The sequence below is a fragment of the Pseudomonas sp. B21-023 genome, from assembly GCF_024749165.1.
Classification (GTDB): Bacteria; Pseudomonadota; Gammaproteobacteria; order Pseudomonadales; family Pseudomonadaceae; genus Aquipseudomonas.
The window spans coordinates 503192-528049 of the sequence record NZ_CP087190.1 but is presented as its reverse complement, the minus strand read 5'-3'; the positions used below and the strand labels follow the sequence as shown (position 1 = coordinate 528049).

Genomic DNA, 24858 nt, shown 5'->3' with positions numbered 1-24858 from the left:
TCTCAATGAGCGCTGTAAACACGCCTGCAGGTTTTTCCGACTTCAAGGTCGCCGACATCTCCCTGGCCGACTGGGGCCGCAAGGAAGTCATCATCGCCGAATCGGAAATGCCCGCGCTGATGGGCCTGCGCCGCAAGTATCAAGCCGAGCAACCGCTCAAGGGCGCGAAGATCATCGGCTGCATCCACATGACCATCCAGACTGCCGTGCTGATCGAGACCCTGGTCGCCCTGGGTGCCGAAGTGCGCTGGTCGTCGTGCAACATCTTCTCCACCCAGGACCAGGCCGCCGCCGCCATCGCTGCCGCCGGCATCCCGGTGTTCGCCTGGAAAGGCGAGACCGAGCAAGAGTACGAGTGGTGCATCGAGCAGACCATCCTCAAGGATGGCCAGCCATGGGACGCCAACATGGTGCTGGACGACGGCGGTGACCTGACCGAGATCCTGCACAAGAAATACCCGGCCATGCTGGACAAGATCCACGGCGTGACCGAAGAGACCACCACCGGCGTGCACCGCCTGCTGGACATGCTGGCCAAGGGCGAGCTGAAAGTCCCGGCGATCAACGTCAACGACTCGGTCACCAAGAGCAAGAACGACAACAAATACGGCTGCCGCCACAGCCTCAACGACGCCATCAAGCGCGGCACCGACCACCTGCTGTCGGGCAAGCAGGCCCTGGTGATCGGCTACGGCGACGTGGGCAAGGGCTCGGCCCAGTCCCTGCGCCAGGAAGGCATGATCGTCAAGGTCACCGAAGTCGACCCGATCTGCGCCATGCAAGCCTGCATGGACGGCTTCGAAGTCGTCTCGCCGTTCAAGGACGGCATCAACACCGGTACCGAAGCCGGCATCAACAAGGACCTGCTCGGCCGCATCGACCTGATCGTCACCACCACCGGTAACGTCAACGTCTGCGACGCCAACATGCTCAAGGCCCTGAAAAAGCGCGCCGTGGTCTGCAACATCGGCCACTTCGACAACGAGATCGACACCGCCTTCATGCGCAAGAACTGGGCATGGGAAGAGGTCAAGCCACAGGTGCACAAGATCCACCGCACCGGCGCCGGCGTGTTCGACCCGCAGAACGACGACTACCTGATCCTGCTGGCCGAAGGCCGCCTGGTGAACCTGGGCAACGCCACCGGCCACCCGAGCCGCATCATGGACGGCTCGTTCGCCAACCAGGTCCTGGCGCAGATCTTCCTGTTCGAGCAGAAGTTCGCCGCGCTGCCTGCCGCGAAGAAGGCCGAGCGCCTGACCGTGGAAGTGCTGCCGAAGAAACTCGACGAAGAAGTGGCCCTGGAAATGGTCCGCGGCTTCGGTGGCGTGGTCACCCAGCTGACCCCGCAGCAGGCCGAGTACATCGGTGTGACCGTCGAAGGCCCGTTCAAGCCGGACGCTTACCGCTACTAAGCGGCTGGTTGCCAGTGCCAGGTATCCTTGCCCGGCACTGGCAGGCAACGTTTCGAACCGATGTCCGAGCCAGGCCGGCCCCCACCGTCCTGGCTTTTATTTGCAGGCAGCAGCCCAGGCTCACTGCCGAAGGAACCAGAGATGTCACAAGAACGCCGCTACAGTTTCGAATTCTTCCCCACCAAGACCGATGCCGGCCACGAAAAGCTGATGGGCGTTGCCCGCCAGCTGGCCAGCTACAACCCGGACTTCTTCTCCTGCACCTATGGTGCCGGTGGCTCGACCCGCGACCGCACGCTCAACACCGTGCTGCAGCTGGAAAATGAGGTGAAAGTCCCCGCCGCCCCGCACCTGTCCTGCGTGGGCGACAGCAAGGACGACCTGCGCGCCCTGCTGGCCGAGTACCAGGCCGCCGGCATCAAGCGCATCGTCGCCCTGCGTGGCGACCTGCCGTCGGGCATGGGCATGGCCAGCGGCGAACTGCGCTACGCCAGCGACTTGGTCGAGTTCATCCGCCAGGAAACCGGCAACCACTTCCACCTGGAAGTGGCCGCCTATCCGGAGATGCACCCGCAGGCGCGCAATTTCGAGAGCGACCTGGCCAACTTCGTGCACAAGGTCAAGGCCGGTGCCGACAGCGCCATCACCCAGTATTTCTTCAACGCCGACAGCTACTTTTATTTCGTCGAGCGCGCGCAGAAGCTGGGCGTCGAGATCCCGGTGGTGCCCGGCATCATGCCGATCACCAACTACAGCAAGCTGGCGCGTTTCTCCGACGCCTGCGGCGCCGAGATCCCACGCTGGATCCGCAAGCAGCTGGAAGCCTATGCCGACGACACCGCCAGCATCCAGGCATTCGGCGAGGAAGTGATCACCCGCATGTGCGAACAACTGCTGCAAGGCGGCGCACCGGGCCTGCACTTCTATACCCTCAACCAGGCCGAGCCGAGCCTGGCGATCTGGAACAACCTGAAGCTGCCACGCTGAAAAAAGCGCTGCCACTAGCATTTAGTTGCAGCCAGGAAGAAGGCTTTGGCTTAGGCTAAGGCCTTCTTTACTTTTGCCTCCCTACAGGTTACCGGCCAGCATGCAGCACCCAAACTCCGCCCATCCTCAACTCGTCTACCTGGCATTCGGTCCGGCCACCTATCATCAAGAAGCCTGCTTCAGCATCATCAGCGCCCTGGCCCACCTGCGGAGCACACCCGGCGCGACCATGGATATCCAGGTCTACACCGACAACACCGAGCCCTATCGCGACCTGCCAGTGACGGTGCATCTGCTCGACGAGGCGACGCGCAAGGCCTGGAACCAGCCACATGGCTATCACTTCCGCAGCAAGCACGTCCTGCTACGCCAGGTCCTGACCCAGCACCCGATGGCCGTACTCATCGATACCGATACCTTCTTCCGCGCCTCGCCCATGCAATTGTTCGACCGGGTTGCGCCCGGCAGCCTGTTGTGCAATGCCATTGGCGGGCGCTATGGCGAGAATCAGAAGTGTGTGCTGTACAAGAACCTGCTGCAAACCCTCGAGGAGCGCGGTCTGGCCGACCGTGAGATGCCACTGGTCAATTCCGGGGTGATCGGCCTGACTGCGCAGGACGCCTCGGTACTGGACCGCTCCATCGCCCTGATGGACGAGTTCCACCCCCTGGCCCGGGAGGCCTACACCCTCGAAGAGTTCTGCCTGGCGGTGGTGGCCTACCGCACGCTCAAGCTCAATGCGTGCACCGACGTCATTCATCACTACTGGAGCCGCAAGGCGCAGTTCCGCGCCAAGATCCAAGCCTGGTTGCGCAAGCACGCTGACGCCCCACTCAGCGAGGCGGCGCTGGCAGACGTGGCGCGGGTAAATGATCAGCTGCCGCGCCCCCCGGCGCTGCAGCGCCTCGGCTACAAAGCGCTGACGCTGACGCTGCCTGCCAAGCAGCGGCAGTTCGCCCGCGAGCTGCTCAATGGCTGCTACCCCTACGAAAACGAATTCGACCGCGCCTGCGCCTCGGCCTGGTGGGACAAGGCCCTGGAAAACTTTGCACAACGCCAGGGCGTACCAGACCCGGAACAGCTGCGCCAGTGCCTGCGTCAGCCCGGCCTGCGCCTGGCGCTGGGCAAGCGTCTTCAGGAGGTCGAGGACCATCTGCTGCAGAAACGGCAGGCCTGAAACCATGACGGACATGCCGCCATTCGGGTGTAAGCCATGTCCCTGACAGGGCGCCTCTCCAGGCGCATACGCCTCCTCGGCCTGGTAGTGCTTGTTGGTCTCAGCTCGCTGGCCCACGGCGAGCGCCTGCGGATCGTCAGTGACGACTGGGCGCCGTACCTGTACCAAGAAGATGCCCAACCCAAGGGCATCGACTACGAAGTGACCAATGAAGTGTTCAAACGCCTCGGCGTCCAGGTGCAGTGGGAGTTCATGCCTTGGAAAAGATGCCTGGCCATGGTCGAACAGGGTCTGGCGGACGGGGTGATGGACATCTTCCAGGTCGACTCACGCCAGGGCTATCTGGTTTACCCGGACGAACCCATGTCCCAGGTCGAGTTCGTTCTCTACCAGGCCCGTTCGCGCCCCCACCCGATCGAGCGCCTCGAGGACCTGGCCGGTCTGACCATCGGCACATCGCCGGGTTATACCTACGACGGCGCCTTCGCCGAATCGACGCTGTTTCGCCGCGAGCCTGCGCCCAGCCACGAGGCCAACTTCGGCAAGCTGGCGCTCGGACGCATCGACCTGCTGGTGACCGACCGCCGGGTCGGGCGCTATGTGAGCCGCCGACTGGGTCTGGAGCAGACCGTTGAAGAACTGCCCGCCGTGGTCAGCCGTCGCCCGCAGTACCTGGGCCTGGCCCGCAAGCCCGGTCGAGAGCAGTTGGCGCGGGCCTTCAGCGACGAGTTGCGGCGCTTCAAACAGGAGCCCGCCTATGCGGCGATCAGTGCCCGCTACCTCGGCAATCAGGATTTTCCTTTCGCCGTTGAGCAGCAGGAACGCGGCACACGCTGATTGCTCTGTTATACTCGGGCCTTCCCGCCCGGCTCACGCCCGGACGCTCGGCCTCGCAACAGGCATCTCGACCCGCAGCCGCGCACCTTTGGTGCCCGCCCGCCGGCATTCAGGATGCGCAGTGAACGCCCAGCTGGACCGGACGCGATCGCATCCCTCCGATGCCCGTCGCGCCAGGCAGAACACCCCATCGGGCCTAGCCCCCACGAGAACAGGATTGCCCATGTCCTTTGCTTCCCTCGGTCTCTCCGAGGCTCTTGTCCGCGCTATCGAGGCAGCGGGCTATACCCAGCCCACTCCGGTGCAACAGCGGGCCATTCCCGCCGTGTTGCAAGGTCGCGACCTGATGGTCGCCGCCCAGACAGGTACTGGTAAAACCGGCGGCTTCGCGCTCCCTATTCTTGAGCGCCTGTTCCCGGGTGGCCACCCCGACAAATCGCAACGCCATGGCCCGCGCCAACCGCGCGTGCTGGTGCTGACCCCCACCCGCGAGCTGGCAGCGCAGGTGCATGACAGCTTCAAGGTCTACGCCCGCGACCTCAACTTCATCAGCGCCTGCATCTTCGGTGGCGTCGGCATGAACCCGCAGGTCCAGGCCATGGCCAAGGGCGTTGACGTCCTGGTCGCCTGCCCGGGCCGCCTGCTCGACCTGGCCGGCCAAGGCAGCGTCGACCTCTCGCGTGTCGAGATCCTGGTGCTGGACGAAGCCGACCGCATGCTCGACATGGGCTTCATCCACGACGTCAAGAAAGTGCTGGCGCGCCTGCCGGCCAAGCGCCAGAACCTGCTGTTCTCGGCGACCTTCTCCAAGGACATCACCGACCTCGCCGACAAGCTGCTGCACAACCCCGAGCGCATCGAGGTCACGCCGCCGAACACCACCGTCGAGCGTATCGAGCAGCGGGTCTACCGCCTGCCGGCCAGCCACAAGCGCGCCCTGCTGGCGCACCTCATCACCCTGGGCGCCTGGGAACAGGTGCTGGTGTTCACCCGTACCAAGCACGGCGCCAACCGCCTGGCCGAGTACCTCGAGAAGCACGGCCTGACCGCCGCGGCGATCCACGGCAACAAGAGCCAGAACGCCCGCACCAAGGCGCTGGCCGACTTCAAGGCCAACACCGTGCGCGTGCTGGTCGCCACCGACATCGCCGCCCGCGGCCTGGACATCGACCAGTTGCCCCACGTGGTCAACTTCGAGCTGCCCAATGTCGAGGAAGACTACGTTCACCGCATCGGCCGTACGGGCCGTGCCGGTCGCTCCGGTGAAGCCATTTCGATGGTCGCGCCGGATGAAGAAAAGCTGCTCAAGAGCATCGAGCGCGTCACCCGCCAGAAAATCCCGGATGGCGACCTGATGGGCTTTGACGCATCGCAAGTCGAGGTCGAGAAGCCGGAAGTGCGCGAGCGCCAGCCGAACAATGGCCGCGGTGGCCGCAACCAGCAACCTCGCGGCGAAGGCGGCAAGGAAGGCAGTGGCGGGCGCAAGGACAAAGGCAAGGACAAAGGCCGCAACAAGCCTTCGTCCGAGAAGTCCGCGGAAAAGGAAAAGTCCGGCGAGAAACAGCAGCAGGGCCAGCAGCGCAAGCCGCGCGACCAGAAGCCACGCCAGCAACAGAACAACGGCCAGAAAGCCGCGCCTGTCGCCGCCCCCAATCGCGACCCTGAAGAGTTTCTCGACGACGACGTCGACAACTTTGGCAACCGCGCCGACTACGTAAGCCCCTACCAGAACGCCAAGAACCAGGGGCGCAATCGTCGCCCGGGCGGCAACGGGGGCCAAGCCCAAGGGCAAGGCCAGCGCAGTGGTGGCGGCCAGGGGCAAGGCCAGGGCCGTGGCAATGGCCAGCAACGCCAGGGCCAGGGCTCCGGTGAAAAGCGCCCGCGCAACGGCGGCGGTAGCAATGGTGGCGCCCGACGCGACAACAACGGTGGCCGTGCTCGCCGTGAAGATTCGTCCCGCCAGGAACCGGCCGTGCGCAACCCGCGCGAGTCGCAGAGTGCGCCAGTGATCATCCGCAAGGAATCCAAACTCGACCGCTACCCGACGCCCGAGCAACTGGACGACCTGCCGAGCCGCCCACGCGGTGAGCGCCCGGCGCTGCTGACCCGCAAGGGCTGAGCCCGCAATCGCGGGGCCTGCCCCGCGATGAGGCCATGCAAAGCCAACGAAAACGCCGCCCATTGGGCGGCGTTTTCGTTGCTGGCGAAGCGAATTACTTCTGCTTCACGCCTTCGACGCTGATATCCAGGTCCAGGGTCTGCGAAGTCGGGCCTGGGCCCTTGATGCCGAAGTCGTTCAGGTTCAGCGTGGTGGTGGCGTTGAAGCCAGCGCGCTCGCCGCCCCACGGGTCCTTGCCCTCGCCATTGAACACGGCCTTGAAGGTGACGGGCTTGGTCACGCCGTGCAGGGTCAGGTCGCCGGTCACATCGGCAGTCTTGTCACCGGTCGACTTGACGCTGGTGGAGACGAACTTGGCTTCCGGATATTTTTTGACATCCAGGAAGTCCTTGCTGGCGATGTGCTTGTCACGCTCGGCGTGGTTCGACCACAGGCTGGCAGTCTTCAGGTCTACGCTGATCTTGCTGGCCTCGGGCTTGGCACTGTCCCAGGTGAAGTTGCCGTCGAAGTCCTTGAAGGTGCCGTGGATGAAGCTGTAGCCCAGGTGGCTGATCTTCCAGTCGACGAACGCGTGCTGGCCTTCCTTGTCGATCTTGTACTCGGCGGCCATGGCCTGGCCGGCGGAGATCAGGGCGGTACCGAGCGCCAGAGCGGCAAAAGTCTTTTTCAACATCCTTACTTCCTTCCTTTGCAATTGAGGTTGAGAGTCAAGCTTTGCGGCCCAGCATGCGGGTCAGGGTCGCGTCACGGTCGATGAAATGATGTTTCAATGCCGCCAATGCGTGCAGTACGGCAAAAATCACCAGGCCCCAGGCCAGCCAGAGGTGGATCACCCCCGCCAGGTCAGCCTGGTCAGGCAGGTCGCTGACCAGCGCGGGAACGTCGAACAAGCCGAACACCGGAATACCCACGCCGTCGGCGGTGGAAATCAGATAGCCCGCTATCATCACTGCGAACAGGCCCAGGTACAGCGCCAGATGGCCCAGCTTGGCGGCCAGCCGGGTGACCTTGCCATGGTTGGCCGGTGCCGGTGGCGGCGGGCTGACGAAACGCCAGACTACCCGCAACAGCATCAGTGCCAGCAACACCAGGCCGATGCTCTTGTGCAGGTCCGGACCGGACTTGCGCCATGGGTCGTAGTAATCAAGGCCGACCATCCACAAGCCCAGGCCAAACAGCCCGAAGACCGCCAGCGCCACACCCCAGTGCAGGACGATGCTGACCAGGCCATAGCGAGAAGATGAATTGCGCAGTTGCATGTTGGCGTATTTCCCCGTGAAAGCTGTGCACAAGACTAACGCGTAATGCATCGAATAAAAGCGTAAAAAGCAGCTTCTGATTATCGAAAAACCAGATATTAATTCTGAAAGCTTCCTATTAAGGAAACATTAACGATAGACGTTTGGAAGATCCGACGCCATCGCGGGGCAAGCCCGCTTACACAGGGCTCCGCGATGGCGGCTATACCGAGATCAGCCGGCCTTGGCCTGGCTGTTGACCACCGGCTTCTTGGCCGGTTCCGACTTGGCGGTGGCCTTCTTCACCGGCGCCGGTTTGGCTGCAGGCTTGTGGGCCTGCTTGGCCGCAGGCTTGGCGGGGGCCTGCTTGGTGGCCGCCGGCTTCACTGGCTCTTCCTTAGCAACGGGTGTCGGCGCAACCGGCGCGGCTGCCGGTGCAGGCGCAACCTCCTCGGCCTTGGCGATCGGCGCGGCCTTGGCCTCTGGCTTGTCAGAGCCGCCAAACAGACGCGAGAAGAAGCCCGGCTTGGCCTGCTCGGCCTTCACGGGCTCCGCCTTGGCCGGAGCCTTGTCGGAGGCGCCGCCGAACAGGTTGGAGAAGAACCCGCCCTTGTCCTTCGCGGCCGCGACGCCGGCCGCTCCAGTAGCCGCTGCGGCGGCTACCGACGCAGCCTTGGCCGGGTCGAAGGACTTGCCCGCCGCCAGGTCCTGGACCTGCCCCGCGGCACGCTGGCCGCTACGCAGGGCCCCTTCGAGGGTACCCGGGTAAAGCGCATCGGTGTGTTCGCCGGCAAAGGCGATCCGTTGTACCGGGCGCTCCCACAGGCGCCAGTACTTGCTGATCTGCCCCGGGCCGTAGGCCAGGTACGCACCGCCCATGCCGGCGTCGGTGCTGTAGCGGCGGATTTCATAACCGGTGAAGGCGCCGCGTGCCTGCGGGTAGAAGGCGTGCAGGCGGATCAGTACCTGGTCGACCATCTGCTTGTCACCAAAAGCCTGGAGCAAGCGGGCGTTATCCCCGGACAGGTTGATCACCACGTTGGCGCCACCCTTGAGCGCCGGCTCGATCCACAGCATGCCCAGGCCAGTGTTGCTGAAGATCTCGCCGGACATGCGTGCACGGCTTTCCCACACCGGGTTCTTGAACTTGAGCATCAGCTGGTCGCGCCAGCCATAGTTGGTGCCCTTCAAGGCGGCCAGGTGCTGCCCGTCCAGGCCCGGGGTCATCTGGATCTTGGCCAGTGCACGCAGCGGCACGGCCATTACCAGGTAGTCAGCCTGGTAGCCGACGCCGCCGACCTTGACGGTCACACCGTCTTTGTCCTGAACGATGGCGGTAACCGGCGAACTGGTCTTGATGGTCTTCAGCTGCTTGACGAAGGCCTGGGCCAACACCGGGCTGCCACCGGGCAGGCGCGCGGCGCGCAGGTCACGGTCGCTGACATTGCGGTAGACCCGGCCTTGCTGGGCGAAGTAAAGCAGCGACAGGCGCGACGGCTCATCATAGCGGGTGCGGATCTGCTGGTTGACCAGCTGACGGGCGGTGGCTGGCAGCTGCAGCTTGTCGAGCCAGGTGGACACGTTCATCTGGTCGAGGGCGAACAGGGTGCTATTTGCCGCGGGATTGAGCGGGTCTTCGATGGAACGGGCCAGGTCGTCGAGGGTTTTCTCGAAGCGTTTGAGCGCCTCGGCAGTGGCTGGCTGCTTGGTCGCCAGATCGGTGGCGCTGAAATATTCACCGTCGATCAGGTAGCCGGGGTTGCGCACGAACTCCGGGGCCGGCAGGGTGGCGACCTTGAACTGCTCCAGATACTGGTTGAGCACCGGCTGGGTCTTGCTGTTGCCGACCCATTCGCTGGTGGCCAGGCCCGAACGCCCGCCCATGCCCGACTTGGCTTCCAGCAGGGTCACCTGCCAGCCCTTGCTCTGCAGCTCGTAGGCCGCGGTCAGGCCCGCCAGGCCACCACCGACGACGATCGCCGTCTTGTCCTTGGCCAGCGCGACGCCGCTGGTCACCCCGATCAATACCAACGCGCACAGGCGCACCCAAGCAGCAGCCATGATGGCGAACTCCGGTTATAGAAGCGATAGAAGGGACGGGGAGCAATGCCCCGGGAGAGATGCGTTAAGAATACGTCACCTCTGCCCACCCTGCCACCGCAGTGACATCAAGTGCCTTTGGCAACTGGTAATTTTGTCAGTGGCGTTGGGTCGCCGGGGCGTGCAGCCTTGGCTGGCACTCAAGCATCGAGCTGGGGAAGAACAGTGATCTACACCGAAGATTTTGCCAGGTGGACGCCTTCGGCGCCCCTGCCCGAGTGCTCCTGGCGCACGCCCACCGGCCTGAACATCGTGTCCAATGGCATTGTCTACAGCGCGCGTTACCAGACCGACGAGGGGCGGATCGGCACGGAATTGATCATCCATGGCCAGTGCGATATCGAGTTCATCTTCGGCCAGACGGTCGATTGCCTGCTGCTTGAAGTGGATGTCACCACGCTCGGCACGGCCGTCTCGACCGCCTACTGGTTGACCCTGCGCGACCTGGACTACACCGAGTTCACGCCCGGGCCCGGCACCCACGGCACCTCCTGGCACGACGTGCCCGGCCCGCTCGACCGCCTGACCCTGTCCACCCTGCCGCAGTGCACCGTGCATATCCGCCAGCTGGAATGGCGGCCGGCCTGGCGACATTGAGCGGTTGTCCTGCCCCCCGGCATTGCTTAGGCTTACGCGGTCAAACCGAGCCGTAACGCCAGGAGAAGTGCCCATGGGCCTCAACGATCAGTGGATGCAGCGCGACCTGAAGGTCCTTTGGCACCCCTGCACCCAGATGAAAGACCACGAACAGCTGCCGCTGATCCCGATCAAGCGCGGCGAGGGCGTGTGGCTGGAGGACTTCGAGGGCAAACGCTACCTGGACGCCGTCAGCTCATGGTGGGTCAACGCTTTTGGCCATGCCAACCCGCGTATCAACCAGCGCATCAAGGACCAGGTCGACCAGCTCGAACATGTGATCCTCGCCGGTTTCAGCCACCAGCCGGTGATCGAGCTGTCCGAACGCCTGGTAGCGATCACCCCCGCCGGCCTGGACCGGGTGTTCTATGGCGACAATGGCTCGTCGTGCATCGAAGTGGCGCTGAAGATGAGCTTCCACTACTGGCAGAACACCGGCAAAGCGCAGAAGAAGCGCTTCGTCACCCTGACCAACAGCTACCATGGCGAGACCATCGCCGCGATGTCGGTGGGCGACGTGCCGCTGTTCACCGAAACCTACAAGGCGCTGCTGCTGGACACCATCAAGGTGCCGAGCCCGGACTGCTACCTGCGTCCGGAAGGCATGGGCTGGGAAGAGCACTCGCGGAACATGTTCGCGGCTATGGAGCAGACCCTGGCCGAACACCACGCCAGCATCGCCGCGGTGATCGTCGAGCCGCTGATCCAGGGCGCCGGCGGCATGCGCATGTATCACCCGGTGTACCTCAAGCTGCTGCGCGAGGCCTGCGACCGTTACGACGTGCACCTGATCCACGATGAGATCGCGGTCGGCTTCGGCCGCACCGGCACGATGTTCGCCTGCGAGCAGGCCGGCATCACCCCGGACTTCCTGTGCCTGTCCAAGGCCCTGACCGGCGGCTACCTGCCGCTGGCCGCCTGCCTGACCACCGACAAGGTCTACCAGGCGTTCTACGACGACTACCCGACCCTGCGCGCCTTCCTGCACTCGCACAGCTACACCGGCAATCCGCTGGCCTGCGCCGCGGCCCTGGCCACTTTGGACATCTTCGAGCAGGACAACGTGATCGAGGCCAACAAGGCCTTGTCGGCGCGCATGGCCAGCGCCACCGCGCACCTGGTCGACCATGCCCACGTCGCCGAGATCCGCCAGACCGGCATGGTCCTGGCCATCGAGATGGTCCAGGACAAGGCCACCAAGGCCGCCTACCCCTGGCAGGAGCGCCGCGGCCTGAAAGTCTTCGAGCACGCCCTGAGCCGTGGCGCACTGTTGCGCCCGCTGGGCAGCGTGGTGTATTTCCTGCCGCCTTACGTGATTACACCCGAACAGATCGACTTCCTGGCCGAGGTGGCCAGCGAAGGGATCGATATCGCCACCCGCGACAAGGTGAGCGTTGCCGTGCCGGCCGACTTTCATCCGGATTTCCGCGATCCGGGCTAGCCCCAGACCAACCCGAAACCTGTAGGAGCCGGCTCGTCCGCTCCTACAGGATCTGCGTCAGCCTTTTTCCAGAGCAAGCCCATGAGACTCTCCCGCTTCTTCATCGACGCCCCACTGGGCCTTGGCGAGCACGAGCTCCCCGAAGCCCAGGCCCACTACATTGGCCGCGTGCTGCGCATGGCCGCTGGCGACGCCGTGCAGCTGTTCGACGGCAGCGGCCAGGAATACCTCGGCCAACTGCTCGAAGTCGGCAAGAAAACCGTGCGCGTCAGCCTCGACCAGGCCCTCCCCGGCCAGGCCGATTCGCCTTTGCATATCCACCTCGGCCAGGGCCTGTCCCGTGGCGAGCGCATGGACTGGGCAATCCAGAAAGCCACCGAGCTGGGTGTCAATGAAATCACCCCGATCGTTAGCGAACGCTGCGAAGTACGCCTGAAGGACGAACGCGCCGACAAGCGCCTGGCCCACTGGCGCCAGGTGGCTGTCAGTGCCTGCGAGCAGTGCGGGCGCTCGACCTTGCCGGTGATCCACCCACCCGTGACCCTGGCCGAGTGGCTGAAAAGCACCGAAGCCGACCTCAAGCTGGTGCTGCACCCGGTGGCCGAGCCACTGACCAGCCATGCCAAACCGGCCAGGCTGGCCTTCCTGATCGGCCCCGAGGGCGGCCTGAGCGAAGCGGAAGTCGAGCAGGCCAAGGCCGCCGGCTGCCACGCCGCCCGCCTCGGCCCTCGCGTGCTGCGCACCGAGACCGCCCCAGTGGTGGCCCTGTCGGTGGCACAGCAACTGTGGGGCGATTTCTAACGCACGTAGAAAAACACCGCGACGAAGTGCATCAGGCTGCCGGCAATCACGAACAGGTGCCAGATGCCGTGCCAGTGGCGGAATCGGCTGTCAAAAGCGAAGAAGATGATGCCGACGGTGTAGAACACACCGCCGGCCGCCAGCCAGGCGAAACCCGCGGCACCCAGGCTGTGCAGCAGCGGTTTCACCGCCACCAGCACGATCCAGCCCATCAACGCATAGATGACGATCGACAGGATCCGTGCCTCGGAGCGCGGCTTGATCTCCTGCAACATGCCGACCAGCGCCAGCCCCCAGACCACCCCGAACAGGCTCCAGCCCCAGGGGCCGCGCAGGCTGACCAGGCAGAACGGCGTGTAGCTGCCGGCAATCAACAGGTAGATCGACAGGTGGTCGAGCTTGCGCATGACCCGCTTCGCCCGCCCGCGGGTGCTGTGGTAGAGGGTGGAGATGCTGTAGAGCAACAGCAGGGTGAAACCGTAGATGGAGAAACTGACGATCTTCCAGGGATCGCCCTGCAGGCCAGCCACGACGATCAGCCAGCTCGCGCCGATGCAGGCCAGTACCGCGCCGACCAGGTGGGTCCAGGCGTTGAAGCGTTCACCGTAATACATGCAAGCACAGACCTCCCGCAGCAGTCAGGGTTCCTGAGCCCCGCGACAGGGCCCGCTCAACCATCATCCTAGCCAGCTGCAGATTGCAGATCAGCGTCACGTACCAATCTTTCCAGCCCGGCCAGGTCCGGCACCCGCGCCACCTGCTCGCCCACCTGCACTGCCGCCAGCTCCAGCGCGGCCAGCGGTACGTCAACATAGTTCAACTGGCTGTCGAGCTTGCACGAGCGCGGAATACCCTGCAGCAGCAACGCCAGGAAGCGCAGGCCGGTATCTCCCAATGCGTTGAGCACCACCACCCGTGCCCGCTCGCCGCAAGTGGTCTGCCCGCCACAGGCCGCCTCGAAACCGATCAACGGCAAGCGCTGCTGGCGCCAGTCCACCCAGCCCAGGTGCCAGGCCGGCTCTCCTGGCTCGCAAGCGATGGCACGATGACCAATCAATTCGGCCACCGCCACGTTGGGCAGTACCAGGGTGCGGTCGCCCAGGGGCAACAGCAGGCCGGTTAGGCTGCTGCGCTGGCCGGCGATATGTTCAAGCATGGGGCTGGCTCCAGTGGGCGATGCTCTGCAACAGGACCGACTCCTGGTAGGGCTTGCCGAGGTAATCGTTGACGCCGATGGCCATGGCCCGGTCGCGGTGCTTCTGCCCGGTACGCGAGGTGATCATGATAATCGGCAACTGTGCCAGGCGTTCGTCGCGGCGGATGCGCGTGGCCACCTCGAAGCCGTCCATGCGCGGCATCTCGATGTCCAGCAGCAACACGTCCGGGCGGTGCTCCTCGAGCAGCGCCATGGCATCCACCCCGTCCTTGGCGGTCAGCACGCTCATGCCGTGGCGTTCGAGCAGGCGGCTGGTGACCTTGCGCACGGTCACCGAGTCGTCCACCACCATCACCAGCAATGGCCGCCTGGGCACCGGGCCGGTCAGCAGATGCTGCCCCTGCGCCGCGCCCGGCAGGCGCGCCAGGCGTCGCTGCTGGCCGCGCAACTGGCCGAGCAGGTCGAGAATCAGCACCACCCGCCCGTCGCCAAGCAGGGTGGCACCGGACAGCCCCGGCACCGCCGCGAACTGCGGGCCCAGGCTCTTGACCACGATCTCGCGACTGGGCGACAGGCTGTCGACCTGGATCGCGAACGATTGCTCGTGGGAATGGGTGAGCAGCACCGGCAGCGGCACGCTCTGGCCCAGCAGGTTGGGTTGCGTACCCTCCTGCAGCAGCTCGCCGAGGTAACGCAGCGCGTAGTCATGGCCGGCATAGCTGTAGCGTGGCGGGTCGAGTCGGTAGCAGGCCTCGAGCTCCGATGGCGGCACGCGCACGATGCCCTCGATGGTGTTCAGCCCAATAGCGTACTGCTCATCCTCCACGTGCACCATCAGCGCCCGGTTCACCGACACGGTGAACGGCAAGCGGATCAGGAAGCGCGCGCCCTTGCCGGGGCTGGACTCGATGCTCATCGAACCGCCCAGCTGCTTGACCTCTTCATGGACCACGTCCATGCCCAGGCCGCGCCCGGAGATCTGGGTGATCTTCTCGGCCGTGGAAAACCCCGGGCGCAGGATGAACTGCAGGATCTCGTGGTCGCTCAAGCGTGCCTGCGGATCGAGCAGGCCGCGTTTGATCGCCTTGTTGCGCACCGCCTCCAGCGGCACCCCGGCACCGTCGTCGCTCATCTCGATGACGATGTCGGCGCCTTCGTGCAGCAGGTTCAGGTGGATGGTGCCCTGCTCCGGCTTATCGGCCGCCAGGCGCGCCTCGCGGGCTTCCAGGCCATGGTCGACGGCATTGCGCAGCATGTGTTCCAGCGGCGCGACCATGCGCTCGAGCACACTGCGGTCCAGCTCGCCCTCGGCATTGCCTACCACCAGTTCGACCTGTTTGCCCAGTTCGCTCGCCACCTGCCGCACCACCCGTTGCAAACGCGGCACCAGGCGCTCGAACGGTACCATCAAGGTGGCGGTCAGCCCCTCTTGCAACTGGCTGTTGACCCGCGCCTGCTGCTGCAACAGGCTGTGCGCTTCCTGGGCCCGCTGCAGCAGGGTCTCCTTGAGGTCGAGCAGGTCCGAGGTGGACTCGAACAGCGCCCGCGACAATTGCTGCAACTGCGAATGACGGTCCATCTCCAGGGGGTCGAAGTCGTCATAGGCGTCACCCTCGAACTGGTGCCGGCTCGAGATCCGCCCCTGGGTCTCGATATCCAGGCGCAGCAGCTGGTCGCGCATGCGCTCCAGCGTGGTCTCCATCTCGTTGAGAGCGAACTGCGCATCGTTGACCTGCTGCTCGATGCGCCCACGGATCACCGAATGCTCGCCGGCCAGGTTGCCCAGGTCGTCAAGCAGTTCGGCATCGACCTTGACCATGTCCCCGGCCCGCTCGGGCGCGACAGCCGGGGCTTCGGCCGGGGCGGGCTCGGCCTGGGGCTGCCCGGCGGCGCTGTCGGTCAGCGCGGCGCTGGAGAAGTTGCGGATATAGTCGATCAGCGCCGTCGCCGCGTGCAGCGGCTCGCCCAGGCGCGCCGCGTCGAGCATGTGCGCCAGGCGGTCATGGCAGTTCTGCAGCAGGCTGAACAAGGCCGGCGTCGACGGCAGCCGCGCGGCCGCCAGCAGCTCGTACAGGAATTCCAGCTCATGGGCCAGGTCGCCGATGGCGGCGATCTCGACCATGCGCGCCCCACCCTTTAGGGTGTGCAGGTCGCGCAACAGGTTCTCCACCTCGACCGTGTTGCGCGGGTCGGCCTGCCAACGCGCCAGGGACTGGGCCGCGCTTTCGAGGATATCGGAGCTCTCTTCGAGGAAAACCTCCAGTAGTTCCTTGTCGCCTTCGCTTTCCTGCGTGTCGTCCTGCGCCTCGGTCGGGCCAGGTGGCGGAGCGTTATGGCGGAAATCGCGCAGCTCGCCCAGCAACGCCACCGCCGACAGCGGTGACCGGCCCTCGCGCAAGCTGCGCAGCATCTCGGCCAGGGCGTCATGGCTGCGTGCGAGCAGCTCGAACAGCCCTGGGCTTGCCCCGATCCGCCGGTCCACCAGCCCTTCGTAGAGCAGCGCGAGCTCCTGGGCAAGCACTTCGATGGCGCCAATCGCGGCCATCTGCGCACCACCCTTGAGGGTCAGCACATCATGTTGCAACGCAGACAGCGGTGACAGGCTTTCGGGATCGTCCTTCCATTGCCGCAGTGCCTGGTCGGCGCCCTCGAGAATATCCGCGGCCTCATCGAGAAACAGCTCGACGACAGCGGGGTCCGGCAGCTGGCCAGGTCGGGGCAGCTCTGTCGCGCCAGCTGCGCCGACCAACCCCAGGGCCGCCGGGTCGAGGGCATCGTCAAGCAAGCCATGCAAGGCGGCCAGGCAATCGGGGCGGGCGGTCGGATCCTGCCCGGCGGCTATTTCGTCGAACAGGTCGAGCAGCGCTTCGTGGGCCTGACGGGCAATGGCAAAGAAACGCGGTGTCACCGCAAGGCTGCCCTCTTCGACCGCGCCATAGAGGTCGAGCAGCCCTTCGCAGACTTCATCCACCTGCCACAGCTCAGCCTGGTGCGCACCATGGCTGAGGGTGGTCATTTCCTCGAGCAGCAGGTGCAGCTCATGATGCTGCGTGGGGTCGGCCTGCCAGTTGGCCAGCCGCGCCTCGGCGTCAAGCAGGATATCCATGCCCAGGGTCAGGAAGGTGGCCGTCAGTTGCGGGTCACGTCTGGCCCGGCGCGACGGGTGCGGCTCGGCCTGGTGCCGGGCGAGCCTGGCATCGACCGTTTGCCCGACCTGCTCGATCAACGCCGCAGCCCCCGGGATGGCAGCCAATGGTGAGCTATCCAACTGGGCCAGCCCCAGGTAGAACAGCGCACGCGCAGCCTCCAGCAGCTCGATCTCGGCCTGCTGTAAAGGCAGGTGGTGACCTTTGTACTCGCGCACCAGGCGGTCGAGCGCGGTGGCCAGTTCCGCCACCGGCATCACGCCGGCCATGGCGGCGCTGCCCTTGAGGGTGTGCAAGGCGCGTTGCAGGCTGTCGCTGACCACTGTGCCTTGGGCACCAGCCACCTGCAGGAAAACATCGAGCCCGGCCAGGTGCCCCTGGGCCTCGTTACGGAAAATCTCCAGCAGCTGCGGATCGAGCCCGTCGATGCTGGCGCTGGCCGGCGTGTCATTGAGCGCCAGTGCGTGCAGATGCCCGGCCAGTTGCTCTATCTCCGCAGTGGGCGGCAATTGGCTGGCGGCGAAGTCGGCGAGCAGGTCGGGCAGGCGCACGAACACTTGCTGCAAGGCCACCAGGCCTTCGGCGCTCAGTGTGATGCGCCCCTCCAGCACCCGGTTGAGCAGGTGCTCGGCGCCCCAGGCGAGTTCTGCCACGGCCTCTGCATGAACCATCCGCCCGCTGCCCTTGAGCGTATGCAGCGCGCGGCGTACCTCGATCAGTGCCTCGCGCAGGCCGTTGTCGGCACGCCAACGCAGCCACTGGCGCTCGAGTTCAGGCAACAGTTCGCCGGCCTCTTCGAGAAAAACCCCGCGCAACTCGTCATCGACACCGTCCGCCATGCCAGAGCCAGCCAAGGGCCGCTCGAGGCGCGGGCATTGCACGCCCAGGGCGGTCAGGCTCGCGTGGGCCATGTCGATGAAACGCTGGGCATCGGCCAGCGGATCGGCCACCCGCCACTGCAACCAGGCCTCCCCGGCGCACAGGGCATCGGCCAGGTGGGCCAGCTCATCGGGCAGCGGCTCGTCCTCCACATGGACCAACCAGCCCTGCACATACCCCGCGCACCCACCGAACACCTCGGCGGCGGCCGGCAGCATCAGCATCGCCAACGCCCCGCGCACCTGCTGCAGCAAACCGGGCAAGGCCTGCAGGCGCTGACGCGACCAGTCCGACTCCAGGCAGTCGCCGATCAGGTCCTTGGCCTGCTGCAGCACATTGAGCGACTCGTTGAGTACCAGTTGGCGAATCTCGGCAAGGTCAGAACCAGGCAGGTTGCCTGGCGAGGTCTCCTCCAACGGGCCGACCATGCCGTTGAGGGTCGCCTCGACGTACAACAGCGCCCCGGCGACATCCATCAACAGCGCCTCGTCCACCGCGCCGTCCTTCTCGACCTGCGCCTGCAGCGCCAGCACCTGGTCGATGATTACTCGTCGTGGCTGCTGGAAACCCAGCACTGCCAGGGTATCTGCGACATGGCGCAAGGGTGGCAGCAAGGTTTCCAACGACTCGCGGGGCGGATGCTCGCCACTGACAAAGGGGTCGAGACGGTCCTTGATGCGCATCAGGTCATCGCACAGGGCCATCACCACCGAACGCAGCGCGTCCCGCCCAGGGCCGGCCTGCATGTGCTCACGCCAGCTCCCCAGGGAAAGGTCGAGGTTGGCGAGGTCCGCGGCGCCCGCCAGGCGCTGCCCGAGTTCGCCCAGCAGGCTGCCCTGGGCCAGGGGCTCGGCACCCCGGCAGACCCGCAGCTGGTTGAGCAACGGCATGACCACCAGCGGCAAGTCGTGACGCGCTCCCCGCAGACGATCCAGGTAAGGCGGCAATTGCTCAAGCCCCCGGAACAGCGCGCCCAGGCAGTCGCCGCGAGGGCTCACCTGGCCCTCGGCCATGGCCCGTCCCAGCAACTCCAGTTCCTCGGCCAGGCGCGTCGCGCCCGGCAATTCGAGCAGGTGCAGGCAACCGTGCACCTGGTGCAGGTTGTCGACGAAGAACGCCAGCATCGACAGGTCGCCTGGCTCCGCCGAGAAACGCTCCAGGGCCTGGCGCGCCTGCGCCAGGCAATCGAGGATGGGGGCCTTGATCCAGGCCAGGGCCACCGTGTCGTGGCGCTCGCCGGCCGTATTGCCCGGGCCCGCCATGCTCGCCCCGCTCACGACCGCTCCACCGGCTTGGGCAGGGTGAAACCGGATACCGAGCGGCGCATCTCACTGGCCATGCGTGCCAGGTGGCGGATGCTGTCGGCCGTGGCGCCGGAACCGGCGGAGGTCTGCGCGGTGATCTGCTGGATCACCGCCATGGTGTGGGAAATCTGCCCGGCAGACGACGTCTGCAACTGAGCGGCATCGGAGATGCTGTGAATAAGGTCGGCCATCGTCTGCGACACGCCTTCGATCTCTGCCAGGGCCACGCCGGCGTCCTGGGCCAGGCGCGCGCCGCGCACCACTTCGGCGGTGGTCTGCTCCATGGAGATCACCGCCTCGTTGGTATCGGCCTGGATGGTGCGTACCAACGCCTCGATCTGCCGGGTTGCCGAGGACGAGCGCTCGGCCAGGCGCTGCACCTCGTCGGCGACCACGGCAAAGCCGCGGCCGGCCTCGCCGGCGAGCGATGCCTGGATGGCCGCGTTGAGGGCGAGGATGTTGGTCTGCTCGGCAATGTCGTCGATCAAGCTGACGATATCGCCGATCTCCTGGGAGGACTCACCCAGGCGCTTGATCCGCTTGGCGGTGTCCTGGATCTGCTCGCGGATGTTGTCCATGCCGTGGATGGTGTTGTGCACCACTTCGTTGCCCTTGTTGGCGATGGCCACCGAACGCTCGGCCACCTTGGCCGATTCATAGGCATGCGCGGAGACCCGGTCGATCGACTCGACCATGTCGCCCACCGCCTCGGACGCCTCGCTGATCTGCTCGGCCTGGTGCTCGGAGGCCTTGGCCAGTTGGCGGGCGGTGTTCTGGGTGTCCTGCACCGCAGCGGCGACCTGCTCGGCACTGTGGTTGATGGTGGCTACCAGGTCGCGCAGCTGGTCGACCGAGAAGTTGATCGAGTCGGCGATGGCTCCGGTGAAGTCCTCTGTCACCGAAACGGTCACGGTCAGGTCGCCGTCGGCCAGTTCCTCGATCTCGTCGAGCAGGCGCATGATCGCCTGCTGGTTGCGCTCGTTCTTTTCCGCGGTCTCGCGGAGCTGGCGGTGGGTGGCGCGCACCATCACCAGGCCGATGAGGATGATCGAGGCCAGTGCCAGCAGGCCGAGTACGTAGCCGCCGACAGTATCGAGGGTACGCCCGCCGGCCAGGTTTTCGAAGCCGTTGGCCAGGTGCGAGGCCTCGTCGAGCAGGGTCTGCGACAGGCTGAAGATGTTACCGGCAGCCTCGCGCACGCGGAACAGTTCGGGCGAAGTCTCGAGGATTTCGTCCACCGAGCCCGAGACGAACTGGAACAGTTCGGCGATCTCGGCCAGCCGCGCCCGGGCATCGGCGTCCTCGACGCGGGTGACCTGGATCGCCGGGTTGCCGGCGAGCATGCCCTCGAGCACCTGGCCGAAGCGGCTGGCGTCGCGGCCGAAGGCATCGGCGGCCTGCACCGAAGTCTCGTCACCGGCGAGCACGGTGTTGACCGAGCCGAGAATGCGCTCGGCCAACAGCAACTGGCGCTGGGCCACGGCCACCTGGTTGGCCGGCGCACCGCTCTGCAGCAGGATTTCCACCACTTTCTCGTATTCGACCTGCAACTGCGGAACGGTCTCGGCCAGGGTGGCCGCGACCTGGTGCAGCGACAGCACGGTCTGTTCGCTGGCCAGGATGGTGTCGGTGTTCTTGCGCAGGTTCTCCCAGTCCTGGCGCACCGCGTCCATTTCGTCGCGTACCGTGGCGGGCGCGGCGGGCAGGCCGGTGGTCTTGTCCCCCTCGCGCAGGTAGCTCCAGCGCCGCTCGAAGTCGTTGCGCGCGTCGCTGAGCAGCCTGAACGCCAGCGCCTTGCCCGCCGCCGCCTCGGTGGCGTTCTTGGCAATGCGCTGGGACAGCACGCGCAGCTCGCCGGCATGGCCGATGTACTGCTTGTCGTGGTTGGCCTGGGTGTTGAGGTAGGCGAAGTTGGCGAACAACAGGACGATCGACAGGATCAGCACCACGAACAGCACGGTGATCTGCGCGGTGCTGCGCGGGCGTTGGGCCACGGCGGCGGGCGAGACGCCGGCTGCGGCAACGGTGGGTCCTGGCTTGTTCACGTCGAAAGTCCTCTACAACGCCACATCGAGAAAGCCCGGCGCCTGGGCCAGGGCGAACGGGCTGAAGATCGCCCAATTGCGCTCACGGGGAAAATGGCCCTGCACGAAGGGCGCGGCCGCGCGGATCAACGGTTGCGGCGGCGACAGCTCGAGGCTGCTCAGGGCGAAGTGCTGCAGGCCGACCACTTCGTCCACCAGCAGCCCGGCGAACAGCTCTTCGTGATCCAGCACCAGCACCCGCCGTTGCTTGCCCGCCGCCGCCGGCCCCAGGCCGAAGAATGCACACAGGTCCATCACCGGCAGCAGCCGCCCACGCAGGTTGGCCACTCCGCGCACCCAGGGCTGCACACCCGGCACCCGGCTACCGCGGGGTTCGCGCAACACTTCGGCGACTTCACCCATGGGCGCGACGAACCACTGCCCGGCGACACGAAAGCCGATGCCGCTCCATTGTTGCAGGCGGATGTCCTGCGGTGGCTGGTCGGCCACCAGCAGGCGGCAGCGCCGGTCGATGTCCAGCAGCAGCTCGAAGGCGGTCAGCGACGCGCCCTGGGGCCGGGTGGTCAAGCCTGCAGCACTTCTTTGAGCTTGGCGATCAGCGCGTCTTCTTCCACAGGTTTGGTCAGGAAGTCGCGGGCGCCCTGGCGCTGGGCCCAGATCCGATCGGTTTCCTGGTCCTTGGTGGTGACCACGATCACCGGGATGGCGCTGGTTTCCGGGTCCTTGCTCAACTGGCGGGTGGCCTGGAATCCGTTCATGCCGGGCATGACAATGTCCATCAGCACCGCGTCGGGTTTTTCCTGGCGGGCCAGGGCCACGCCGTCGGCACCGTTGTCGGCCTTGAGCACCCCATAGCCGTGCTTCTCCAGCCATTCGGTCAATCTGTACATCTCTGTCGGCGAGTCGTCGACAATCAGAACTCGGGCCATGCTGTTTCCCCATCAGGAAATAGAGACGCCGCCTTGCGTGGGCGCGTCAGGGTGCGTGTGGATCCTGCGCGGCGAAACCGGGCACGCAGGCACGGATCGCGTCGAGCAGTTCTTCCTTGCTGAACGGTTTGGTCAGGAACTGGTCGGAGCCGACCACCCGGCCGCGGGCCTTGTCGAACAGGCCGTCGCGGGAAGAGAGCAGGATCACCGGGGTGTCCTTGAACGCGCTGTTGTGCTTGATGATGGCGCAGGTCTGGTAGCCATCGAGGCGCGGCATCAGCACGTCGACGAAGATGACCCGCGGTTTGTGGTCGACGATCTTGGCCAGGGCGTCGAAGCCGTCACTGGCGGTGATCACCTCGCAGCCTGCCTCGCCGAGCAACATCTGCGCGGTGCGGCGGATCGTGCGGGAATCGTCGATCACCATCACCTTCAGGGGTTGTTCCATATAGTTCGCCATCATTTGCTGCTCTGGTCTGAGCGGCAAGCTGCAAGTTACAAGCGTCAAGTAAAAGCAAATGGGTGTGCAGCCCGGCTCTCTTGCAGCTTGTGGCTTGGAGCTTGAAGCTTGATCGAGCCTTTTTAGCACACTCCCGAAGGCCATTCCATCCGCCCGCCCCTTGACCGTGGGCGCGCCCGGCGCCACCCTGAGCCACTTTTCTTTCGTGCCATCGCGGCCTAGGGCCGCCAAGAGGAACTACCCATGAGCGTTCGCCTCGGGATTGTCATGGACCCCATCGCGTCCATCTCCTACAAAAAGGACAGCTCGCTGGCCATGCTGCTGGCCGCCCAGGCCCGCGGCTGGAGCCTGTTCTACATGGAGCAGCGCGATCTGTACCAGGGCCAGGGCAAGGCCCGCGCACGCATGCACCCGCTCAAGGTGTTCGCCGACCCGGCCCGCTGGTTCGAACTGGGCGAGGAGCAGGACAGCACCCTGGCCGAGCTGGACGTGATCCTGATGCGCAAGGACCCGCCCTTCGACATGGAGTTCGTCTACAGTACCTACCTGCTGGAACAGGCCGAGGCCGAAGGCGTGCTGGTGGTCAACCGCCCGCAGAGCCTGCGCGACTGCAACGAGAAGCTGTTCGCCACGCTGTTCCCGCAGTGCACGCCCCCCACGCTGGTCAGCCGCCGCCCCGACATCATCCGCGAGTTCGCCGCCGAGCATGGTGATGTGATTCTCAAACCGCTGGATGGCATGGGTGGCACTTCGATCTTCCGTCACCGGGTCGGCGACCCCAACCTGTCGGTGATCCTCGAGACCCTGACCGCGCTCGGCGCCCAGCAGATCATGGCGCAGGCCTACCTGCCGGCGATCAAGGATGGCGACAAGCGCATCCTGATGATCGACGGCGAGCCGGTGGACTACTGCCTGGCGCGCATCCCGGCCAGCGGCGAGACCCGCGGCAACCTGGCCGCCGGTGGTCGCGGCGAAGCCCGCCCGTTGAGCGAGCGCGATCGCTGGATCGCCGCCCAGGTCGGCCCGACCTTGCGTGAAAAGGGCCTGCTGTTCGTCGGCCTGGACGTGATCGGCGACTACCTCACCGAAATCAACGTCACCAGCCCGACCTGCATCCGCGAGATCGACGCCGCCTTCAACACCAATATCGGCGGGCAATTGATGGACGCCATTGATCGCAAGCTTCAGGCGCGCTGACCGAAGACAGGTGGCAACACCGCGCAGTGGGGTATGATGCCGGTCCTTTTCGACTGAGCTGCTGCCCCGCCTAGCGGTTGCTGGATACCCGATGACGCTTCCCGCCGACATCCCACCCGACCTGCTGCCATCGCGCGTCCGCCCGGTGGACCGGCTCGGTTTCACCCTGTTCCTGGCCGCCCTGGTGCACCTGGCGCTGATCCTGGGCGTGGGTTTCACCGTGGTCAAACCGGCCGAAATCCGACACGCCATGGATATCACCCTGGCCACCTTCAAGAGCGAGAAAGCGCCCGAGAAGGCCGATTTCCAAGCCCAGGACAACCAGCAGGGTAGCGGTACGCTGGACAAGAAAGCGGTGCCCAAGACCACCGAGGTCGCGCCGTTCCAGGACAGCAAGATCAACAAGATCACCCCGCCCCCGGCGGCGAAACCGCAAACGCCCCCGGCACCGGCGAAGTCCGTGGTCGCCACCCAGGCACCGAAGCCGCAGAAAGCCGAGCCCAGGCCCAAGGAGAGCAAGCCGCAACCTAAGCCCGAGGCCAAGGTACCGGACTTCGACAGTTCGCAGCTGTCCAGCCAGATCGCCAGCCTCGAGGCCGAACTGTCCCAGGAACAGCAGCTTTACGCCAAACGCCCGCGCATCCACCGCCTGAATGCCGCCTCGACCCTGCGCGACAAGGGTGCCTGGTACAAGGAAGAGTGGCGCAAGAAGGTCGAGCGCATCGGCAACCTCAACTACCCCGAAGAAGCCCGGCGCCAGCAGATGTACGGCAGCCTGCGGATGATGGTGTCGATCAACCGCGACGGTTCGCTGTACGAGGTGCTGGTGCTGGAGTCCTCCGGCCAGCCCGTGCTGGACCAGGCTGCCCAGCGCATCGTGCGCCTGGCGGCGCCCTTCGCGCCATTCACCGGGGACCTGGCGGAGTTCGACCGCCTGGAGATCATCCGTACCTGGCGCTTTGCCCGGGGTGACCGGCTGTCGAGCAACTGA

20 protein-coding genes are annotated in these 24858 nt (G+C 65.5%); 10 read left to right on the top strand and 10 right to left on the bottom strand.

Translation table 11 applies throughout. From position 1 onward, the window contains the following. Nucleotides 1–5 precede the first annotated feature (5 nt). The 5 genes from ahcY (at nt 6) to LOY42_RS02425 (ending at nt 6535) form a co-directional block, all read left to right on the top strand. Entirely contained in the window at nt 6–1415 is a 1410-nt protein-coding gene (ahcY, locus tag LOY42_RS02445; RefSeq protein WP_046853939.1) for an adenosylhomocysteinase, read from the top strand. A 141-nt stretch (nt 1416–1556) separates the two neighbouring features. Next, on the top strand, nt 1557–2402 hold the full coding sequence (gene metF, locus LOY42_RS02440; RefSeq protein WP_046853938.1) for a methylenetetrahydrofolate reductase [NAD(P)H]: 846 nt from the start codon (nt 1557–1559) through the stop codon (nt 2400–2402). A gap of 100 nt (nt 2403–2502) precedes the next feature. Continuing rightward, entirely contained in the window at nt 2503–3579 is a 1077-nt protein-coding gene (locus LOY42_RS02435) for a hypothetical protein (protein WP_258599741.1), read from the top strand. A 36-nt stretch (nt 3580–3615) separates the two neighbouring features. Next, nucleotides 3616–4416, top strand: a complete 801-nt coding sequence (locus tag LOY42_RS02430) for an ABC transporter substrate-binding protein (RefSeq protein ID WP_258599740.1) — start codon at nt 3616–3618, stop codon at nt 4414–4416. Between the two features lie 223 nt (nt 4417–4639). Continuing rightward, nucleotides 4640–6535 (top strand): DEAD/DEAH box helicase, encoded by a 1896-nt coding sequence (locus LOY42_RS02425; RefSeq protein WP_258599739.1) that lies wholly within the window; start codon nt 4640–4642, stop codon nt 6533–6535. Between the two features lie 94 nt (nt 6536–6629). Here the strand turns inward: LOY42_RS02425 and LOY42_RS02420 are convergent, their stop codons facing one another. The 3 genes from LOY42_RS02420 to LOY42_RS02410 all read right to left on the bottom strand — a co-directional run bounded on the left by LOY42_RS02420 (nt 6630) and on the right by LOY42_RS02410 (nt 9834). Continuing rightward, nucleotides 6630–7208: a YceI family protein gene (locus LOY42_RS02420; RefSeq protein ID WP_023629958.1), complete on the bottom strand. Its 579-nt coding sequence runs from the start codon at nt 7206–7208 to the stop codon at nt 6630–6632. 34 nt (nt 7209–7242) lie between these two features. Further along, a complete protein-coding gene (locus tag LOY42_RS02415; protein WP_094012344.1) occupies nt 7243–7794 on the bottom strand; it encodes a cytochrome b in 552 nt (183 codons plus the stop codon). Nucleotides 7795–8007: 213 nt separating this feature from the next. Next, nucleotides 8008–9834, bottom strand: a complete 1827-nt coding sequence (locus LOY42_RS02410) for an NAD(P)/FAD-dependent oxidoreductase (protein WP_258599738.1) — start codon at nt 9832–9834, stop codon at nt 8008–8010. 204 nt (nt 9835–10038) lie between these two features. Here LOY42_RS02410 and LOY42_RS02405 point away from each other — a divergent pair, with 204 nt between their 5' ends. The 3 genes from LOY42_RS02405 to LOY42_RS02395 all read left to right on the top strand — a co-directional run bounded on the left by LOY42_RS02405 (nt 10039) and on the right by LOY42_RS02395 (nt 12751). Further along, nucleotides 10039–10470 carry a hypothetical protein gene (locus LOY42_RS02405; protein WP_110702107.1) on the top strand — a complete coding sequence of 144 codons (432 nt, stop codon included), beginning with the start codon at nt 10039–10041 and terminating at the stop codon, nt 10468–10470. Nucleotides 10471–10543: 73 nt separating this feature from the next. Further along, nucleotides 10544–11950: an adenosylmethionine--8-amino-7-oxononanoate transaminase gene (locus tag LOY42_RS02400; RefSeq protein ID WP_258599737.1), complete on the top strand. Its 1407-nt coding sequence runs from the start codon at nt 10544–10546 to the stop codon at nt 11948–11950. 81 nt (nt 11951–12031) lie between these two features. Further along, a complete protein-coding gene (locus LOY42_RS02395; RefSeq protein WP_258599736.1) occupies nt 12032–12751 on the top strand; it encodes a 16S rRNA (uracil(1498)-N(3))-methyltransferase in 720 nt (239 codons plus the stop codon). Here LOY42_RS02395 and LOY42_RS02390 read toward each other — a convergent pair. The 7 genes from LOY42_RS02390 to pilG all read right to left on the bottom strand — a co-directional run bounded on the left by LOY42_RS02390 (nt 12748) and on the right by pilG (nt 22658). Beyond that, on the bottom strand, nt 12748–13365 hold the full coding sequence (locus LOY42_RS02390) for a PAQR family membrane homeostasis protein TrhA (RefSeq protein ID WP_102682230.1): 618 nt from the start codon (nt 13363–13365) through the stop codon (nt 12748–12750). The two genes, LOY42_RS02395 and LOY42_RS02390, sit on opposite strands and share 4 nt — an antisense overlap. Before the next feature lie 68 nt (nt 13366–13433). Then, on the bottom strand, nt 13434–13907 hold the full coding sequence (locus LOY42_RS02385; RefSeq protein ID WP_023632084.1) for a chemotaxis protein CheW: 474 nt from the start codon (nt 13905–13907) through the stop codon (nt 13434–13436). Then, complete coding sequence (locus tag LOY42_RS02380; protein ID WP_258601104.1) at nt 13900–19194, bottom strand: Hpt domain-containing protein; 5295 nt, start codon at nt 19192–19194, stop codon at nt 13900–13902. The genes LOY42_RS02385 and LOY42_RS02380 overlap by 8 nt, the downstream gene beginning before the upstream one ends. 11 nt (nt 19195–19205) lie before the next feature. Next, complete coding sequence (locus tag LOY42_RS02375) at nt 19206–21230, bottom strand: methyl-accepting chemotaxis protein (RefSeq protein WP_102682257.1); 2025 nt, start codon at nt 21228–21230, stop codon at nt 19206–19208. Nucleotides 21231–21293: 63 nt separating this feature from the next. Beyond that, complete coding sequence (locus LOY42_RS02370; protein ID WP_046853926.1) at nt 21294–21848, bottom strand: chemotaxis protein CheW; 555 nt, start codon at nt 21846–21848, stop codon at nt 21294–21296. Next, a complete protein-coding gene (gene pilH / locus LOY42_RS02365; RefSeq protein ID WP_046853925.1) occupies nt 21845–22210 on the bottom strand; it encodes a twitching motility response regulator PilH in 366 nt (121 codons plus the stop codon). The genes LOY42_RS02370 and pilH overlap by 4 nt, the downstream gene beginning before the upstream one ends. Nucleotides 22211–22256: 46 nt before the next feature. Continuing rightward, nucleotides 22257–22658: a twitching motility response regulator PilG gene (pilG, locus tag LOY42_RS02360; protein WP_102682258.1), complete on the bottom strand. Its 402-nt coding sequence runs from the start codon at nt 22656–22658 to the stop codon at nt 22257–22259. Nucleotides 22659–22913: 255 nt separating this feature from the next. On the opposite strand from pilG, the gene gshB reads away from it, so the two are divergent. Continuing rightward, on the top strand, nt 22914–23867 hold the full coding sequence (gene gshB, locus LOY42_RS02355; RefSeq protein ID WP_258599735.1) for a glutathione synthase: 954 nt from the start codon (nt 22914–22916) through the stop codon (nt 23865–23867). 91 nt (nt 23868–23958) lie between these two features. Beyond that, entirely contained in the window at nt 23959–24858 is a 900-nt protein-coding gene (locus LOY42_RS02350; protein ID WP_139674000.1) for an energy transducer TonB, read from the top strand.

Excerpts from the sequence above, each read along its gene's own strand:
- ahcY (WP_046853939.1), top strand. The coding sequence starts at position 6 with ATGAGCGCTGTAAACACGCCTGCAGGTTTTTCCGACTTCAAGGTCGCC.
- metF (WP_046853938.1), top strand. The coding sequence starts at position 1,557 with ATGTCACAAGAACGCCGCTACAGTTTCGAATTCTTCCCCACCAAGACC.
- LOY42_RS02435 (WP_258599741.1), top strand. The coding sequence starts at position 2,503 with ATGCAGCACCCAAACTCCGCCCATCCTCAACTCGTCTACCTGGCATTC.
- LOY42_RS02430 (WP_258599740.1), top strand. The coding sequence starts at position 3,616 with ATGTCCCTGACAGGGCGCCTCTCCAGGCGCATACGCCTCCTCGGCCTG.
- LOY42_RS02425 (WP_258599739.1), top strand. The coding sequence starts at position 4,640 with ATGTCCTTTGCTTCCCTCGGTCTCTCCGAGGCTCTTGTCCGCGCTATC.
- LOY42_RS02420 (WP_023629958.1), bottom strand. The coding sequence starts at position 7,208 with ATGTTGAAAAAGACTTTTGCCGCTCTGGCGCTCGGTACCGCCCTGATC.
- LOY42_RS02415 (WP_094012344.1), bottom strand. The coding sequence starts at position 7,794 with ATGCAACTGCGCAATTCATCTTCTCGCTATGGCCTGGTCAGCATCGTC.
- LOY42_RS02410 (WP_258599738.1), bottom strand. The coding sequence starts at position 9,834 with ATGGCTGCTGCTTGGGTGCGCCTGTGCGCGTTGGTATTGATCGGGGTG.
- LOY42_RS02400 (WP_258599737.1), top strand. The coding sequence starts at position 10,544 with ATGGGCCTCAACGATCAGTGGATGCAGCGCGACCTGAAGGTCCTTTGG.
- LOY42_RS02395 (WP_258599736.1), top strand. The coding sequence starts at position 12,032 with ATGAGACTCTCCCGCTTCTTCATCGACGCCCCACTGGGCCTTGGCGAG.
- LOY42_RS02390 (WP_102682230.1), bottom strand. The coding sequence starts at position 13,365 with ATGTATTACGGTGAACGCTTCAACGCCTGGACCCACCTGGTCGGCGCG.
- LOY42_RS02385 (WP_023632084.1), bottom strand. The coding sequence starts at position 13,907 with ATGCTTGAACATATCGCCGGCCAGCGCAGCAGCCTAACCGGCCTGCTG.
- LOY42_RS02380 (WP_258601104.1), bottom strand. The coding sequence starts at position 19,194 with ATGGCGGGCCCGGGCAATACGGCCGGCGAGCGCCACGACACGGTGGCC.
- pilH (WP_046853925.1), bottom strand. The coding sequence starts at position 22,210 with ATGGCCCGAGTTCTGATTGTCGACGACTCGCCGACAGAGATGTACAGA.
- pilG (WP_102682258.1), bottom strand. The coding sequence starts at position 22,658 with ATGGAACAACCCCTGAAGGTGATGGTGATCGACGATTCCCGCACGATC.
- gshB (WP_258599735.1), top strand. The coding sequence starts at position 22,914 with ATGAGCGTTCGCCTCGGGATTGTCATGGACCCCATCGCGTCCATCTCC.
- LOY42_RS02350 (WP_139674000.1), top strand. The coding sequence starts at position 23,959 with ATGACGCTTCCCGCCGACATCCCACCCGACCTGCTGCCATCGCGCGTC.